General features: G+C 67.7%; 13 protein-coding genes. 5 read left to right on the top strand and 8 right to left on the bottom strand.

Going from position 1 to position 15,938, the window contains the following annotated elements; translation table 11 throughout:
* Positions 1-171 precede the first annotated feature (171 nt).
* Positions 172-5,394: an ExeM/NucH family extracellular endonuclease gene (locus tag ACFQRE_RS02440; protein ID WP_380118491.1), complete on the top strand. Its 5,223-nt coding sequence runs from the start codon at positions 172-174 to the stop codon at positions 5,392-5,394.
* A gap of 114 nt (positions 5,395-5,508) precedes the next feature.
* On the top strand, positions 5,509-6,390 hold the full coding sequence (gene ku, locus ACFQRE_RS02435; RefSeq protein ID WP_380118489.1) for a non-homologous end joining protein Ku: 882 nt from the start codon (positions 5,509-5,511) through the stop codon (positions 6,388-6,390).
* Between the two features lie 152 nt (positions 6,391-6,542).
* Here ku and ACFQRE_RS02430 read toward each other — a convergent pair whose 3' ends face one another.
* The 3 genes from ACFQRE_RS02430 to ACFQRE_RS02420 all read right to left on the bottom strand — a co-directional run bounded on the left by ACFQRE_RS02430 (position 6,543) and on the right by ACFQRE_RS02420 (position 9,213).
* On the bottom strand, positions 6,543-7,298 hold the full coding sequence (locus tag ACFQRE_RS02430) for an ABC transporter permease (protein ID WP_380118487.1): 756 nt from the start codon (positions 7,296-7,298) through the stop codon (positions 6,543-6,545).
* Positions 7,298-8,380, bottom strand: coding sequence for an ATP-binding cassette domain-containing protein (locus ACFQRE_RS02425; RefSeq protein ID WP_380118485.1), 1,083 nt, complete (start codon positions 8,378-8,380; stop codon positions 7,298-7,300). Before ACFQRE_RS02425 ends, ACFQRE_RS02430 begins: the two co-directional genes overlap by 1 nt.
* A gap of 191 nt (positions 8,381-8,571) precedes the next feature.
* A complete protein-coding gene (locus ACFQRE_RS02420) occupies positions 8,572-9,213 on the bottom strand; it encodes a PadR family transcriptional regulator (RefSeq protein WP_380118483.1) in 642 nt (213 codons plus the stop codon).
* A 34-nt stretch (positions 9,214-9,247) separates the two neighbouring features.
* Here ACFQRE_RS02420 and ACFQRE_RS02415 point away from each other — a divergent pair, with 34 nt between their 5' ends.
* A complete protein-coding gene (locus ACFQRE_RS02415; RefSeq protein WP_380118481.1) occupies positions 9,248-10,084 on the top strand; it encodes an Fpg/Nei family DNA glycosylase in 837 nt (278 codons plus the stop codon).
* Positions 10,085-10,455: 371 nt separating this feature from the next.
* Positions 10,456-11,127 (top strand): slipin family protein, encoded by a 672-nt coding sequence (locus ACFQRE_RS02410; protein ID WP_380118479.1) that lies wholly within the window; start codon positions 10,456-10,458, stop codon positions 11,125-11,127.
* A gap of 66 nt (positions 11,128-11,193) precedes the next feature.
* Here the strand turns inward: ACFQRE_RS02410 and ACFQRE_RS02405 are convergent, their stop codons facing one another.
* The 5 genes from ACFQRE_RS02405 to ACFQRE_RS02385 form a co-directional block, all read right to left on the bottom strand.
* Positions 11,194-12,036 carry a polysaccharide deacetylase family protein gene (locus ACFQRE_RS02405; protein WP_380118476.1) on the bottom strand — a complete coding sequence of 281 codons (843 nt, stop codon included), beginning with the start codon at positions 12,034-12,036 and terminating at the stop codon, positions 11,194-11,196.
* On the bottom strand, positions 12,033-12,257 hold the full coding sequence (locus ACFQRE_RS02400; protein WP_380118474.1) for a hypothetical protein: 225 nt from the start codon (positions 12,255-12,257) through the stop codon (positions 12,033-12,035). The genes ACFQRE_RS02405 and ACFQRE_RS02400 overlap by 4 nt, the downstream gene beginning before the upstream one ends.
* Positions 12,258-12,267: 10 nt before the next feature.
* Entirely contained in the window at positions 12,268-13,401 is a 1,134-nt protein-coding gene (locus ACFQRE_RS02395) for a glycosyltransferase (RefSeq protein WP_380118472.1), read from the bottom strand.
* A 102-nt stretch (positions 13,402-13,503) separates the two neighbouring features.
* Positions 13,504-14,007 carry a hypothetical protein gene (locus ACFQRE_RS02390; protein ID WP_380118470.1) on the bottom strand — a complete coding sequence of 168 codons (504 nt, stop codon included), beginning with the start codon at positions 14,005-14,007 and terminating at the stop codon, positions 13,504-13,506.
* 148 nt (positions 14,008-14,155) lie between these two features.
* Complete coding sequence (locus tag ACFQRE_RS02385; protein ID WP_380118468.1) at positions 14,156-14,878, bottom strand: TetR/AcrR family transcriptional regulator; 723 nt, start codon at positions 14,876-14,878, stop codon at positions 14,156-14,158.
* 224 nt (positions 14,879-15,102) lie between these two features.
* Here ACFQRE_RS02385 and ACFQRE_RS02380 point away from each other — a divergent pair, with 224 nt between their 5' ends.
* The gene (locus tag ACFQRE_RS02380; protein ID WP_380118466.1) at positions 15,103-15,783 is read left to right on the top strand and encodes a hypothetical protein; all 681 of its coding nucleotides are present in this window, start codon (positions 15,103-15,105) and stop codon (positions 15,781-15,783) included.
* Positions 15,784-15,938: the final 155 nt, after the last annotated feature.

Raw genomic sequence — 15,938 nt, 5'->3', positions numbered from 1 at the left:
TAGGGTGACCCCTGAATCGCTGTGGAACACAGTGACCCCGTGTTTCCCGCGCCCTGTCGAAAGGTAACCCCTGTGCTTCGTCCCTCTGCGCTGGTTTCGAGAGGAGGTCGTGGCCGTCGTACCGGCATCGCTGCGGCCCTGCTCGGCCTGTTCATTGCTCCACTCGCCCCCATGCCGGCGGCGAACGCCGTCAGCCCCAACGTCGTCATCTCCGAGGTGTACGGCGCGGGTGGCAACGCCGGAGCGGTGTACAACGCCGACTTCGTCGAGCTCTCCAACCCCACGGCCAACCCGGTGAGCCTCACTGGCAAGTACATCCACTACCGCGCGGGTACGGGTGGCTCGGGTGGGACGCCGTTCGCGCTGAGCGGCTCCATCCCGGCGAACGGCAAGTACCTGATCCGGATGAGCGCGACCGGAGCCAACGGCGCAGCCCTCCCGACGCCCGATGCGGCTCCCGGGAACCTCGCCATGGCCGCGGCGGGCGGGCAGGTCTACCTGCTGAGCAGCTCGACAGCGATCACGACCACCGGCAACCAGGCGGGTGTCGCCGGGATCATCGACATGGTCGGCGTGACCGGCTCCACCAGTTTTGAGACGGCGGCTGCGACTGTCGGGGGCACGACCGCCCTTTCGGTCAACCGCACCGCAGCCGACGCGGACAACAACTCGACCGAGTTCGGCACCGCGACCCCGTCGCCGGAGAACGCCGGCCCCGTCGCCCCTGTGGCCCTTGAGGCGACCGCACCGGGCAACAAGTCCGGGCAGGTGGGTTCGCCCGTCGCCGGCTTCACGCTGGCCGCAACGGGCGGCACCGCGCCGTACTCCTGGTCGGCCACCGGGCTGCCCCCGGGTGTCACTGTCGCTGCGAACGGCGCCGTCTCCGGCACGCCGACCACGGCCAATACCTACGCCGTGACTGCCACCGTGACCGACTCGGCTGCGACTCCGGCCACCGACGATGTCACCTTCACCTACACGATCACCGCGGCCGCGGCCTCCCGCCCGATCGCCGAGATCCAGGGGACCGGCGACGTCAGCCCCTTCTCCGGCCAGAACGTGAAGACCTCGGGTGTCGTGACTGCGAGCTACCCGACCGGCGGCCTCAACGGCTTCTACCTGCAGACCCCCGGCGCGGACACCCCGGACGCCTCGGACGCGATCTTCGTCTACGGCGGGACCAGCGGCTTCGCCGCCTACCCGGCCGTCGGTGACTCGGTCGAGGTCTCGGGCCAGGCCGCCGAGTTCTCCGGCGCCACCCAGATCATCGCCTCGTCGGTGGCCAACGTTGCCTCCCTCGGCACGGTGACCCCGAAGACGGCGGTGCCCGGCACCGAGTGCGCGCTGCCCGGCACCGACTGCCTCACCGGGGCGGCGCTCAACACCGCTCGCGAGGTCGTGGAGAGCGAGCTCTTCCAGCCGACCGCGCCGTGGACCCTGACCGACGTCTACGACGGGGGTCCGTACTACAGCGACGGCACCAACTCCTCCGCCAACCGCGGCGAGATGGGCGTGGCCGCGAACAGCGCCGTGCCGCTGGTGTCACCGACCGAGGTCATCGACGCCCAGGCGACCGCTGAGATCGCCGCGCGCAAGAGCTACAACGACGCGCACCGGATCATCCTCGACGACGCCTCCAGCCTGACCTACTCGACCACCCAGAACAACAACCTGCCGTTCCCGTGGCTGACGCCGACCCACACGATGCGGGTGGGTGCGGGCATCACGTTCACCAAGCCCGTGGTCTTCACGTTCGGCTTCAACGCCTGGCGGATCCTGCCGCAGGCCCAGGTCGTCGGCGCACCCACCGGCGCCCTGGCGATCGAGCAGACCCGCCCGGCGGCGCCCGAGAACGTCGGTGGCGACCTCAAGCTGGCGACGTTCAACGTGCTGAACTTCTTCCCGACGACCGGCGAGGAGTTCGTCTCGTCCGGGCTCGGCACGTGCACCTTCTTCACCGACCGGGCCGGCGCCAGGACGACGAACAACCAGTGCAACCCCAATGGTCCTCGCGGAGCGGCCAACGAGGCCAACCTGACCCGTCAGCGGGACAAGATCGTGGCGGCCATCAACACGGTCGGCGCCGACATCGTCTCCCTGGAGGAGCTCGAGAACTCGGTGCAGTTCGGCAAGGATCGTGACTTCGCCGTCGGTCAGCTCGTCAACGCGCTCAACGCCGATGCAGGTGCGGGCACCTGGGCCTTCGTGCCCTCGCCCGCAGCCAGCAGCCTGCCGCCGCTCGCCGAGCAGGACGTCATCCGCAACGGCTTCATCTACAAGCCGGCCAAGGTCGCTCTCGTCGGAGAGTCGGTCGTGCTCGCCGACCAGTCATCAGGCACCGAGGCCTTCGCGGACGCTCGCGAGCCCGTCGCCCAGGCGTTCAAGATGGTCGGATCCCCGGACGCCAACGCGTTCGGCGTGATCGTCAACCACTTCAAGTCCAAGGGCTCCGGCACCCCGGACCCCAACGGTCAGGGCAACGCCAACGACAGGCGGGTCCTCCAGGCCCACGCGCTGGTGGCCTTCGCCAATGACTTCAAAACGACGCGTGGCATCAGCCGGATGTTCCTCGCCGGCGACTTCAACGCCTACACCGAGGAGGACCCGATCCAGGTCCTCAAGGCAGCGGGCTACAACAACCTGGAGTCGACGAGCAACCCCGCGGAGGAGAGCTACAACTTCGACGGCCAGATCGGCTCGCTCGACCACGTGCTCGTCAACGCGGCCGCCGAGGCGGACGTGAACGCGGTCGACATCTGGAACATCAACTCCTACGAGTCCGTCTACTACGAGTACAGCCGGTTCAACACCAACGTCACCGACCTGTACGCCCCCAACCAGTACCGGTCCTCCGACCACAACCCCGAGGTCATCGGGATCAACGTCGCGCCGACCACGGGTCCGGTGGACATCCAGATCCTGGGCACCAACGACTTCCACGGTCGCCTGCTCAACAACGCCTCTGCACCGTTCCCGAACGAGGCCGGTGCCGCCGTCCTCGCGGGTGCGGTCAAGCAACTGCGTGGCGAGAACGCCAACACGGTGTTCGCCGCCGCGGGTGACCTCATCGGCGCATCGACGTTCGAGTCCTTCATCCAGAAGGACAAGCCGACCATCGACGCCCTCAACGAAGCAGGCCTCGAGGTCTCGGCCGTGGGCAACCACGAGTTCGACCAGGGCTACGACGACCTGCTCAAGCGGGTCATGGCGCCCTACAACGCCTCGACCAACCCCTTCGGCGGTGCCGAGTGGAAGTACCTCGGCGCCAACGTCCACAGGGGCGGTGCTCCGGCGAGTGAGCTCCTCGAGCCCAGCTGGGTCAAGGAGATGAACGGAGTCCAGGTCGGCTTCATCGGCGCGGTCACCGAGCACCTCGAAGAGTTGGTCTCCCCGGCCGGCATGGAGGGTGTGGAGGTCAGCGACGTCGTCGCGGCAACCAACGCGGAGGCCGACGCCCTCAAGGCGGCCGGCGTCGACGTGATCGTGCTCCTCGTCCACGAGGGCGCACCGACCACCACCTGCGCGACCATGGACGACGACCCGGCCTCGGACTTCGGTTCGATCATCACGGGAGTCAACGACAAGGTGGATGCGATCGTCTCCGGTCACACGCACCTCGCCTACGACTGCTCGTTCCCGGTTGCCGGCTGGGCTGGCCGACCGGTCACCGAGCGTCCCGTCGTCTCTGCGGGCCAGTACGGCATGAACCTCAACAAGCTGGTGTTCACCGTGGACAACGGCACGGGTCAGGTCCGGGCCAAGACGCAGTCGCTGCTCTCCCTCGAGAGCTCAACCGGTGCAGCCATGTACCCCGTCGACGCGGCCACCAAGGCGATCGTCGACGACGCCATCGCCACAGCTGGTCCGCTCGGTGCGGTGCCGCTGGGTGAGATCGCAGCTCCGTTCAACCGGGGCAAGCTGGCCAACGGAACAACCGAGAACCGCGGTCAGGAGTCCACCCTGGGCAACCTGGTCGCCGAGGTCCAGCGCTGGGCGACCCCCGAGACCGTGGGCGGCTCGCAGATCGGGTTCATGAACCCCGGTGGGCTCCGGCAGGACATGGTCGGCAGCGGCACCGGCTACCCGCGGGTGGTGACCTACCGACAGGCCGCTGATGTGCAGCCGTTCGCCAACACGTTGGTGAACGTGGACCTCACCGGCGCGCAGATCAAGGCGGTGCTCGAGCAGCAGTGGCAGCCGGCCAGCGCGTCCAGGCCGTTCCTGCGGCTCGGCCTCTCCAAGGGCTTCACCTACACCTACGAATCGGGCGCCGCCCAAGGCTCCCGGATCAAGGAGATGTGGCTCAACGGGCAGGCAATCGTTCCGACCACGACGTACGCCGTGACCGCGAACTCCTTCCTCGCTGCGGGCGGCGACAACTTCAACGCCTTCGCCCAGGGCACCAACAAGCAGGACACGGGCGTGACCGACCTGCAGGCCATGGTCGACTACATGGCGGAGTTTGCCGGTGACGACGACCCGCCGCTGCAGCCGGACTACACCCAGCGCTCGGTCGGTGTGACGATGACCGGGACCGCGAGCACGTACGCCCCGGGTGACCACGTGCTGTTCAACCTGTCGTCGCTGGCGTTCTCCACCGCGCCGGATCTCAAGGACACGCAGGTCGCGGTGTCGCTGAACGGGACGCCTCTCGGGACGTTCCCGGTCAACAACACCATCGGCACGGCTGTCTTCGACGAGTACGGAACCGCCTCGGTCGACGTGGTCCTCCCGGCGTCCGCGAGCCCTGGCGTCCAACGACTCCAGATCGTCGGCGTGCAGACCGGCACGCAGACCTCGGTGCCCATCACGGTGATTCAGGCAGGCTCGAGCGTGAGCGCGACCGCCGCCCAGATCACCTACGGTGCAGCCGGTTCGGTCGTGGCCAACGTGACTCCGTCGGACGCCACCGGAACGGTGACGGTCTCGCTCGGCGCGAACGTGATCGGCTCGGCTGCTCTGTCGGGTGGGACGGCGAACGTCGCCCTGGCGGCGAAGTCCCTCGAGCCCGGCACCCACGTGTTGACCGTCGCCTACTCGGGTGACGTGTCGCACGAGGGGTCGAGCACGACGGTCAGTGTCACGGTCGTCAAGGCGGTCTCGACGGTCACGGCAACAGCCAGCAAGACCACCCTGCAGAAGAACAAGGACACGACGACCCTCACCATCACGGTGGCGGCCACGAACGTGACGCCGACCGGCACGGTCAACGTCCTGGTCGATGGCGCGTCGAGGAACGCCATCCTGAACGCCAACGGGACGGCCACGATCGTCCTCGGACCGTTCAGTTCGATTGGAACCAAGTCGATCCTGCTCACCTACGCCGGCGACGCGCACGTTGCGTCTGACACCTTCACCACGTCGGTGACGGTGGTCAACGGCAAGCCCAAGTAGGGATTTCGGTCCTGAGAAGGACGAGGGGGTCCGGCGCCAGCCGGGCCCCCTCGCTTCGTGAAGGAGGTCAGCCGACCCTGACCACGTGGGCAGCGAGCGGCATACGATGGATTCATGCGTGCGATCTGGAAGGGTGCGGTGTCGTTCGGGCTGGTCAACGTCCCCGTGCGGCTCTATTCGGCGACCGAGAACCATGACGTGCAGTTCCGGCAGGTGCACCGCGAGGACGGCGGCCGGATCAAGTACAAGCGGACCTGCTCCATCGACGGCGAAGAGGTCGCGTTCGACGACATCGCCAAGGGCTACGAGACCGAGGACGGCGACATGGTCGTCCTCACCGATGAGGACTTCAAGGACCTGCCGAGCAAGTCCTCCAAGGAGATCAACGTCGAGAAGTTCGTGCCCTCGGACCAGATCGACCCGATGCTGCTCGACAAGAGCTACTACCTCGAACCCGACAAGACGGCGACCAAGCCCTACATCCTGCTGCGCGAGGCGCTCGAGTCCGAGGGCCGCATGGCCGTCGTCACGGTGTCGATCCGCACCCGGATGACGATGGCGGTGCTCCGGGTGCGCGAGGGCGTCATCGTCATGCAGACGATGTTGTGGCCCGACGAGATCCGCAAGCCCGACTTCGCGAGTGTCGAGCAGGCCGATGACGCGACCGACAAGGAGATGGCCATGGCCAAGCTCCTCATCGAGCAGCTCGCCGGTGACTTCGAGGCCGACGACTACGAGGACGACTACGCCATCGCGCTGCAGTCGCTCGTCAAGGCCAAGGTCGAGGGTGGCGAGATCCAGGCTCCGGCCGCCGAGGCCGAGGAGTCCGGCGAGGTCGTCGACCTGTTGGCCGCCCTGGCCAAGTCCGTGGAGAAGGCCAAGGCCTCCCGCGGCGAGGCCCCGTCGAAGTCGTCGGCCAAGACTGAGGCCAAGCCCGCCAAGAAGGCCGCAGCAAAGAAGACCGCGGCGAAGAAGGCCACCAAGAAGGCCTCCTGACCACGACTTCCACGCGACCTACTGCACCGTAGGTGGGGTGATCGCGCCCCTTCCCGTGCAGTAGGTCGCGCGTTGGAGCGAAACGCAAAGAACGCCGGGTATGCCGTGTCACGGCATACCCGGCGTTCGTGCGTTCCAGCGTGGCTGGGTGGTCAGGCGTTCTCCTTGCGGAAGGTCGACGTTCCCCACCACAGCGCGGCGACGAAGAGGGCCGCCGCCCAGAGCGTCCCGTAGAGCATCGGGTCACGCGCGAACTCACCGGAGAAGGCCGTGCGGACACCGTCGGTGACCCACTTGAACGGCATCCAGTCGGACACGTTCTGCAGCCACTTCGGTCCGAGGGTCATCGGGAGCAGAATGCCCGACAGGAGCAGCACCGGCATCATCAGCATGTTCATGATCGGGGCCATGACGTCCTCTGACTTCACGGTGAGGGCCAGGGCGTTGGAGGCCGCGGCACAGGCGCCACCCACGAGCAGGGTGAGCACCACCCCGAAGATGATGCCCTTGGCCGAGCCGGCCATGCCGAGGGCGTAGCCGAGTCCGACGAGGATGACGGCCTGCACGAGCAGCTGGATCATGTCGCGGATGAGGCGGCCGACGAGCAGCGCGGTGCGGCTGGCCGGGGTGACCCGCTCGGCCTCGATGACGCCCTCGCGCCACTCACCGATGAGGCCGAAGCCGGCGAAGAATGCACCGAAGATGCCGAGCTGGACGAGCATGCCGGGCACGAAGAAGGTGTACTCGTTCGCGACCCCCAGCTGCTTGACGAGTGGCTTGAGGAGTGGGCCGAAGAGGAACAGGTACATGATCGGCTGGAGCAGGCCGATGATGACCCAGGCCGGGTTGCGCAGGTTCATCCGCAGCTGACGGCGGAAGACGATGAAGCACTCACGAAGGAAGGTCATCACTTCTCCTGTCCGACGAGCGCGGACTCGGCCGCGGCCTTCGTCTCGGTCTTGTCGGGGGTCTTGTCCGGGGTCTTGTCCGGGGTCTTGTCCGGGTTGGTGTCCTGGGCGTCACGCAGCGAGCGCCCGGTGAGGGTGAGGAACACGTCGTCGAGCGTGGGCCGGTGGACCTCGATCGACTCGAGCGAGATGCCAGCAGCCGACAGGTCGGCCAGCAGCCCCGGGACGGCACGACCGGCCCGGGTGACGCGGGCGCGCACGTGGTTTCCCTCGACCTCGACCGACTCGCCACCGTCGCGGGCAGGTCCGGCGATCGAGCCCAGCCGTGTCGCCGCACTCTGGAGGTCGGCCGCGTCGGCCAGCTCGAGGTCGACGAGGTCACCGGAGACCTGCGCCTTGAGGTTGTCGGCAGTGTCCGACGCGACGATCCTGCCGTTGTCGATGATGACGATCCGGTCGCTCAGGTGGTCGGCCTCGTCGAGGTAGTGCGTCGTCAGGAAGACGGTTGCGCCATTCTTCTTGCGCAGGTTGGCGATGTGCTCCCAGAGGTTGGCGCGCGCCTGCGGGTCGAGCCCGGTCGTCGGCTCGTCGAGGAAGACGAGCGTCGGGTCATGGATGAGCCCCATGACGATGTCGAGGCGGCGACGCTGGCCACCCGACATGTTCTTGGGCATGCGCGTCCAGAGGCCCTCAAGGTCCAGCTGGCCGAAGAGCTCCTGGCCACGGGCCTTGGCCGCTGCGCCCTTCATGCCATAGAGCATTCCGTGGTCGACGACCTCATCACCGGCGCGGGCGCCACTGAACGCGCCCCCGGCCTGGGACACGTAGCCGATGCTGCGCCGCACCTGCTCGGACTCCCTGACGACGTCATGGCCGGCCACCCTCGCCGTGCCCTCGGTCGGGCGGAGCAGGGTCGTCAGCATGCGCAGGGTCGTGGTCTTGCCGGCACCGTTGGGGCCGAGGAAGCCGACGACCTCACCCTCGGCGACGTCAAGGTCGACACCGTCGACGGCGCGCACCTCGGTCTTCTTCTTTCCTTCCCTCGTGTGGAAGGTCTGCACGAGCCCTCGTGCATGGATCATGGCGTTCTCCTCAGGACTTCGACGCGAGTGTTCAAACTTGAACATCAGCAGTGTTCAACATTGAACAACCTCCTGTCAATCGAAAACCCGTGGCAACCCGCGGATCCGAGCGACCCGATCACGCTATGACCGAGCACCGACAGCGGCCACCGGTTTTCGGAACGGGGCGGACGGCATACCCAACGCGTGGGTCAGCGGCCGCCGATGAGCCGCAGGTAGCGTTCGCGGTCGTTCGCCATCTGCCAGCCCGGGTCGTCCGACGGCGGCATCCAGGACGACTCCTCGCCCTGCAGCTCCAGCTCGCCGCGGTCCACCCGACCGATGAGAGTGACGAGCCATTCGCGTTCGGTCTGCCCCAAACCCATCCACAGGTCCGCGAGCGCCCGGACGTGCGGGGGCACGGCCTCGGCGGGGGGCTGCTGACTCAGCTGGTCGCGCGCCTTGGCATCCGTCGCCGCGAGCCTGGCCTGCAACGCGTCGCGGACCGACTCGCGGCCGACGAGTGGCATGAGGGCCATCGCCGTGTGGAACGGCAGCGGGGACAGGACATCGACGGTCTCGACGGCCGAACGCCACAGCCGGGCGAACTCGAGCCGCCCCTCCGTGGTGCTCGTGTAGACCGCGACGTCGCGCGTGCCATCGACGAGGTCGTGACGCTCGAGGTTGCCCTGCTTGGTCAGCGTCGTCAGCCCCGAATAGATCGACCCAGGGTTGACGTGCGCCCAGTCCTCGACCTGCCACGAGACGAGCTCGCGCCTCAGCTGGTACCCGTTCACCGGCTCGAAGAGCATCACGGTGCCGAGCAGCAGCAGTCTGGTCTCGGTGGCTGCCATGCGGCGCAGTCTAGGGGTGACCGATGATGGGGCAATGCCCGAAGGCCACACTCTCTACGCGCTCGCCCGCGACCTCGACATCGCCTTCCGCGGCACGTCCCCGACGGTGACGAGCCCGCAGGGCAAATTCGGTGGGGGCGCCGCGTTGATCTCCGGACACGAGGTGCTCGAGGCGTCCTCGTGGGGGAAGCACCTGTTCGTCGAGTTCGCCGGCGAACGGATCCTGTGGGTGCACCTTGGTCTCATCGGCACCTTCACGATCGACACGACGTCGTATGCCGGTGAGCTGCCGGTTGTCGGTCAGGTGCGGTGCCGCTTCGCGACCTCCGACCATGTCGCTGATCTTCGCGGGCCCATGGTGTGTGACGTCGTGACTCCGGAGAAGGTGGACGAGATTCTGGCGCGCCTCGGACCAGATCCATTGCGCCCCAATGATGTTCGCTCCGATCCCGACTTGGCGTGGAAGCGGATCCAACGGTCGAGCAAACCGATCGCCGAGCTCCTGATGGACCAGGCGGTCCTCGCCGGTGTGGGCAACGTCTATCGCTCCGAAGTGCTGTTTCGCTTGCGGGTCAACCCTTTTCGACCCGGAAACAAGTTGCAACGCAAGACCTGGCGCGCCATCTGGGAGGACCTCGTCGCCCTCCTCCCCATCGGTGTCGCGACGAGCAAGATCGTCACGATCCACGAGCAGGTCGACGCGGTGGCACAAGCGCTCGAGGCCGGTGCGGATGTGCGGATGACGACTCGCGACTCCTACGTCTACAAGCGGCAGGGCGAGGCGTGCCACGTGTGCGGCTCGAAGATCAGGACGCGGATCGTGGCCGGTCGCAACCTCTTCTGGTGCGGCAACTGCCAACGCCGCGGCTGACTCTCGCGTCGAACCGTGACCGCGAGCGGGACGTGAGGGCAGGGTAATTCGGTGGCGGACGGCATACCCACGTCGTCACACTGGTCCACGGACAAGCGAGAGGAAGCAGTCGGAGCGGCGTGCCGCCAACCGGTCCTGCACATTGCCTCTCGTCGATGGATCCACTGGTATGCCCTGTCAAGGCTCGGGTTCAACTCCCGTCATGCAACAGGTGGTGCCGGTCGGGTTCACGGAACGCCGTGCTCTGCGGCCCGGGCGGTCAGGACGACGCCCGACGCCCCGCGCGACGCTCCGCCGACCGGCACCATCACCGGCCATCACGTCCGACCGCCCAGTGTCACTCCACCGGCGCACCCTGAAGGAGGCTGCCCATGCTGTTCATCCATGTCACCGTCCCGGCCCACACCGCCGCGGTCGAGTTCGTCGACGGCACCCCTGTTCGGGTGCTCGAGTCGGGCCGTCACCGTCGGGCCCGCCGGGCGACCTACCGCGAGGTGGACCTGCGCGAGCAGCTGCTCTCGGTCTCCCCGCAGGAGATCCTCACCGTCGACGGCGTGCAGGTGCGCGTCTCGGCGGCTGTGCGGTGGACCGTCGCGGATCCGATCGCGTGGCTCGAGCGCGCGGCCGATCCGCTCGGACTGGTCTACCTCGCGACCCAGGTCGCCCTGCGCGATGCCGTCGCTGGCCTCACCCTGGATTCGGTGAGCCAGCGTGGTGCCGGTCTGGACGCCGCGACCCTCACGGCAGCAGTCGACGCGACAGCGCGACCGCTGGGGATCTCGGTCCTTGAGGTCGTCGTCAAGGACGTCATCCTGCCGACCGAGGTTCGGGCCGCGACGCTCGAACTCGCGACGGCGCGGGCGCGGGGTGCCGCGCAGCTCGAGTCGGCCCGCGCCGAGACGGCCGCGCTGCGCTCCCTCGCCAACGGGGCCAAGCTGCTCGACGACCATCCGGCACTGGCCCGGATGCGACTCGTGCAGTCGGCGCCGTTCGGCACGCAGCTCGTCATCAAGCTGGGCGACGAGGCGGCAAACGACGCCTGAGCCCCTGCGTCCGCACCTCTGGTCGCTCTTCTCGCCAGAGCTGCGGACGTCAGGGACTGGCCAAGGTCAGCGGCGGGTCGGTGTCGTCGAGTCAGCGGGAATGACTCGCACCCACGAGTATTGGTTGACCCAGCTCGGCCCACCAGCACTTGCGACGACACCGAACTCGAAGCCGCGTGCCCGGAGGGAGTCGATCGCCCTCGGCAGGTACTTCGGCTGGTTCTGCGAGCAGGTCGCGACCTCGTTGCCGTCGTGGAGGAGGAGGAGCGCCTGGTCGGTGGCGTTGTCGTTGAGGTAGCGCTCCACCCCGTCGGCCCCGGGGCACGTGTAGTCACCGGCGTCGGTCTCCCAGTGCCACAACACGCCGCCCCACATGCCGAGCGAGCGAATGGCCCTGTTGCCCGACTCGCTCTCGACCCCCTTGGGGTAGCGGAAGAGCTCGGGGGTGACGCCGGTGATCTTGCGGATCGCCTCGTTGGTGCGGGTGATCTCGCTGAGGGCCTCGGCGTCGCTCAGGCCGTCGAAGGGCCGGTGCGACCAGCTGTGGTTGCCGATCACGTGACCCTCGTCGTGGATCCGGCGCACCAGGTCGGGGTGCGCCACGACGTGGTCGCCCTGGAGGAAGAACGTCGCCTTGACCTTCTTCTGCTTGAGCATGTCGAGGAGCTGGGGGGTGATCTCGGACGGGCCGTCGTCGAAGGTGAGCGCGATGAGGCCCATCGATCCCGGTGCCACCGTGGCGGCCGGGGTCGCTTGGGGGCGGGGCTGGGCCTGGCTCGCCACGGCCGCAGCCGGCTTGTGCTGTCCACGGGCCCACGACGACGCCGCCGAGAATCCGCCACCGAGGCCGAACGCCACCACGATGGCACTTCCCGCGGCCAGCGCACCGAGCACGCGCTTGCCGGTCATCGGGCGTCCTCCAGAACTCGGCCGAGCGATCCTCGGGCCGCGAGCCGTCGAGTGCCGACGACCTGCGAGCGACGGACCAGACGGAAGACCACGAAGCCGGCGAAGACCAGCGCGAAGACGAGCAGTGCAGTGTGCGCGAACGCGAAGGCGCTCATGGCGAGCGTCCCCGACGTCAGCGTCGCCGCCTGCATCGTGTGACTGCCGGAACTGTTGAAATACATGCTGTTTCCCCTACCAGGCCTGTGATGTGCGTCGAATGCTGTGGACCAGCGCGGTCGCCGTGCAGGCCTCGAGGAACAGTCCGTAGACGTCCTCGACCAGCATGGTCGCGCTGAGGGTGATGTCCTGCCAGGTGCGTCCGGGCACCCGCCAGGCAGAAGTGACCCGGTCGACCCACATGAGCAGGAGCGGGATCATTCCGATGAGCGAATAGGTGAGTCCCATGCCGAGCTGGAACAGCGCGATGACATAGAAGACCCAGAGCAGCCGCATGAACGACGAAAAACCAAAGAGGGCGTATGCCGCGATGTCCCGTCGCGTTGCCGGGATCCAGCCTCGTTTGCGGCACTCGTCGATGCCGCCCCTGCCCCATCGAAGACGCTGCTGCCAGAGGGCACCGAAGGTGGCCGGTGTGTCCGTGAGGACCTGGGCACCCGGTGCCGCGCTCACGGCATACCCGGAGGTCTTGAGGTCGAGCGTGAGTCCGTAGTCCTCGATGAGGCTCGCGGCATCCCACGGGACGTCGCGATCGCTGGCGCGCACGACGTCATCGAGGGCGTCGGACCGATAGAGCGTCGCGGCGCCTGACGCGACCTGAACGACCCAGCCGCGCATCTCGCGGGAGTCGTCGTAGCGGGCGTACTCGAGCCGCTGCAGCCGCCAGGCCAGACCGGTGCCGTCCTTGGCCCAGTAGCGCGCGCAGGCAGCACCGAGCGGGCGGCCGCGGCGCGCACGACGAGTGCGGAACGCGAAGGCGTGCAGCATGTTCTCGATGGCGCTGGGCGTCAGTGCGGTGTCGGCGTCCATCGTGAGGATGTGGGTGGACCCGACGGCGTAGCGCTGCCAGGCCTGGTTGAGTGCCCCCGCCTTGCGCGCTGCATTGTCGACGGTCTGGAAGACGACAACGCCCTGCTCCTGGGCAATGGTGACGGTCTCGTCGGTGCAGTTGTCGGCAGCAACAACGATGAGCTCTGGCGGTCTGGTCTGGGACTGGAGGGAGGCGATGGTGCTCTGGATTTGATCTGCCTCGTTGTGTGCTGGCACGAATGCGACGACGACATGCCCATCGTCCGAGCGACTCCCCTGTCGCACGATGTCAATCCCCGGAACCGCTTCGCGACCCTCATCCGTGATGAGGTGTCTCATAAGAGAACAGTGTTCCCACACGAGTACAGCAGAGTCAAATTGATGGCTCAGCGACACGCAATGGTGGGTCTGGGGCAGCCCTCGTCACACCGGACAGGCGTCTCAACCAGTCGCGCGTGACGGCGCTGCAGCCCTCGGGAAACCGAGCGCGGCCTGCACGAGAGCCAGGAGAACGGCCGCGAAAGCGTGGGGTTCGTGCGTGTGCTCGTCGCCAAAGAGCTCAAGAAGCCATCCGTGGGCATCCGGGTCGTAGCCGCCAGCCACGACCGCGCTCGCGAATCCGGTGCCGGCCAGCGCACGCTCCTCGACCGGATCGTCCGTGGCCAGTGTCACGCTGAATGCCGACCCCTCTGCGGCCTCCGCGAGGGCTGGCCGTGCGGAAAGAGGGTAGTCGGCACCCCAGGCCTCCGGAAGTGCTGGCCCGTCGCTCACCTCTGGGGAACGAATGATCTCGGGGCGTTGCGAGCGGACGGTCTCACCGTCGACGCGGCTGACGCGCCAGGCGGCGGCGCTCAAACACGTGGCGGCGTTGACGGCCACGACGGCCAGGCGCTCCTCGATCGGTGCATCAAGAAGGGTGTCAAGCGTGTTGAGGACTGTGTGCACCAGACGGACCTGCGGCCCTGCGTCGCCAGCTCTGCCCACGTCGGGCGTGGCGCTGCGCTCGTTTCTGTCCCACATCTCGACATCGACGCTACCCAAGGAGAACCCGGTGCGTTGCCCTTTGGAGAAGATGCTCGGAGCGAATGTGCCGTCAAGGAGTGGGAGCGCCCGGGGCCAGGCCGGGCGAGACCTCCGGGAAGCCCAACATCCGCATCACGGCCTGCACGAAGAGTGGATAGCGGTCCTCTCTCGTCAGGGGGGTCGTGATCCGTCCACTGATCTCGATCGAGAGTCGCCCGATGAGACAGGCCAGTCCGGTGGCGGCCAGCAGGTCGGCCACCTCCGCAGGGTTGTCCTGCCCCGATCGGCCCAAGGACCCGAGCATCGTGCGATCGGGGCGGATCTCGCCGTCCGCGAGCGCGCCTGCACAGACGCGACTGAAGGCCGCAAACGCCGGGTTGTCGTTCCCGACGGCGACTCGGGGTTGGTCGCGCGCGGGTTGGGTGTCGAAGATCAGGCCGTACTCCGCGGGGTGCTCGAGGGACCAGTAGCGCATCGCGAGGCACCCGGCGAACCACTGGGTGGCATGCGTGCCGTCATCGGCGAGGGCCTGAGCGGCGACGATCCGGTCGGCCACATCGCTCAGGGAGTCCATGGCCAACAGGTCCAACAGGGCTTCATGGCCATCGACGTAGCGGTAGAGCCCGGAGGGAGTGATGTGGATGGCCCGAGCCACCGCCCGCATGGTGACACCCGCAGTCCCGCGCTCGCGCAGTTCACCGAGGGCGGCTTCCTTGATCTCCTCGAGGACCTGGAGTCGCTGGCGTTCGCGCCGGGTGGCACCGGTGGGAGCAGAGCCTTGCTCACTCACCATGTGTCGAACGCCTCCATCAGAGTGGTCCACCAAACTGTTGTCGCGGGCACATGACCTTGCACGCACCTGGGTCATCGTTGGCGGCAAGGCTACTCGCGTGCGTCCCCTCGACCGCGCAGCCCTGAAGATTGAGCACCGAGGTCTCGCGCATCTCCTTCGGAGGGGCCTTTCGGCGTGGTCACAGGTTGCAGGTCCATCCTGACCTTGAGCGGAAGGACCCCTCCATGAGCGACACCCCTGACGAACCGGGCACCCCAGAGAGCCCGAAGACCCCGCCAGTCACGCCAACGCAGCAGTGGGCAGCCCCGGTTCCACCGGCGGCGCGACGGTCCATCTGGGGCGAGGCCATGTCGACCACCGGCGGCAAGCTCGCCGTCATCGTTGCGGGTGCGAGCCTGGGCCTGGTCGCCCTGCTGACAGTGGGCCTCGTGGTCGGCGCCTTCGCGCGCCACCTTGGTGCCGACCACCGTGGGCCATGGGCCGGGGACTCCCGTCAGATGCCCATGCCTGACCAGATGGGACCCGGACAGCGCGGACCCCAGGAGCTCCCGCGGGACCAGGCACCACGCCAGGCCCCTCCGGGCGCGGGCGACCTCCCCAACCTGGGGCTCCCGGGGGTGGGCGGCTCGCTGCACGGTGAGGCCGTGGTCCCCGGCAATGGCACGGCCACGAGGACGATCATCTTCCAGACAGGAGAAGTCACGAACGTGACGGCGGACAGGCTCACCGTCAAGAGCACGGACGGGTTCACCGCCACCTACACGATCGGCGCCGACAGCCGCGATCGCCTCAAGAACAAGGTGTCGACCCTGGCCAAGGGTGATGTGGTCACCGTGATGGCGGCCAAGGACAGCAAGGAGACCCTGAGGATCCTCCGGACCGGGCGGACCGGCGCCGGCAGCTGAGCACCACGGCATACCGGCGGATCTCCCTCCTGACGGCCGCCGAAGCGGCGCCCGGAAGTCCGCCCAGAGCGAACATGAGTCGGCTGCGCTCATCCTGCGGAACACCGCGCGCGTATGCCGCGTTGGACGCCTTGACACACCTCGCCCCTCCTCAT

This window comes from Knoellia pratensis, from assembly GCF_042666395.1.
Lineage (GTDB): Bacteria > Actinomycetota > Actinomycetes > Actinomycetales > Dermatophilaceae > Knoellia > Knoellia pratensis.
Note: the sequence above shows the minus strand (reverse complement) of the source record. Positions and strands in the feature narration are given on the sequence as shown.

What these genes read in the sequence shown, in the direction of transcription:
- ACFQRE_RS02395 (WP_380118472.1), bottom strand. Translation starts at nt 13,401, where the DNA reads ATGAGACACCTCATCACGGATGAGGGTCGCGAAGCGGTTCCGGGGATT.
- ACFQRE_RS02385 (WP_380118468.1), bottom strand. Translation starts at nt 14,878, where the DNA reads ATGGTGAGTGAGCAAGGCTCTGCTCCCACCGGTGCCACCCGGCGCGAA.
- ACFQRE_RS02430 (WP_380118487.1), bottom strand. Translation starts at nt 7,298, where the DNA reads ATGACCTTCCTTCGTGAGTGCTTCATCGTCTTCCGCCGTCAGCTGCGG.
- ACFQRE_RS02420 (WP_380118483.1), bottom strand. Translation starts at nt 9,213, where the DNA reads ATGGCAGCCACCGAGACCAGACTGCTGCTGCTCGGCACCGTGATGCTC.
- ACFQRE_RS02440 (WP_380118491.1), top strand. Translation starts at nt 172, where the DNA reads ATGCCGGCGGCGAACGCCGTCAGCCCCAACGTCGTCATCTCCGAGGTG.
- ACFQRE_RS02415 (WP_380118481.1), top strand. Translation starts at nt 9,248, where the DNA reads ATGCCCGAAGGCCACACTCTCTACGCGCTCGCCCGCGACCTCGACATC.
- ACFQRE_RS02410 (WP_380118479.1), top strand. Translation starts at nt 10,456, where the DNA reads ATGCTGTTCATCCATGTCACCGTCCCGGCCCACACCGCCGCGGTCGAG.
- ACFQRE_RS02380 (WP_380118466.1), top strand. Translation starts at nt 15,103, where the DNA reads ATGAGCGACACCCCTGACGAACCGGGCACCCCAGAGAGCCCGAAGACC.
- ACFQRE_RS02405 (WP_380118476.1), bottom strand. Translation starts at nt 12,036, where the DNA reads ATGACCGGCAAGCGCGTGCTCGGTGCGCTGGCCGCGGGAAGTGCCATC.
- ACFQRE_RS02425 (WP_380118485.1), bottom strand. Translation starts at nt 8,380, where the DNA reads ATGATCCATGCACGAGGGCTCGTGCAGACCTTCCACACGAGGGAAGGA.
- ku (WP_380118489.1), top strand. Translation starts at nt 5,509, where the DNA reads ATGCGTGCGATCTGGAAGGGTGCGGTGTCGTTCGGGCTGGTCAACGTC.
- ACFQRE_RS02400 (WP_380118474.1), bottom strand. Translation starts at nt 12,257, where the DNA reads ATGTATTTCAACAGTTCCGGCAGTCACACGATGCAGGCGGCGACGCTG.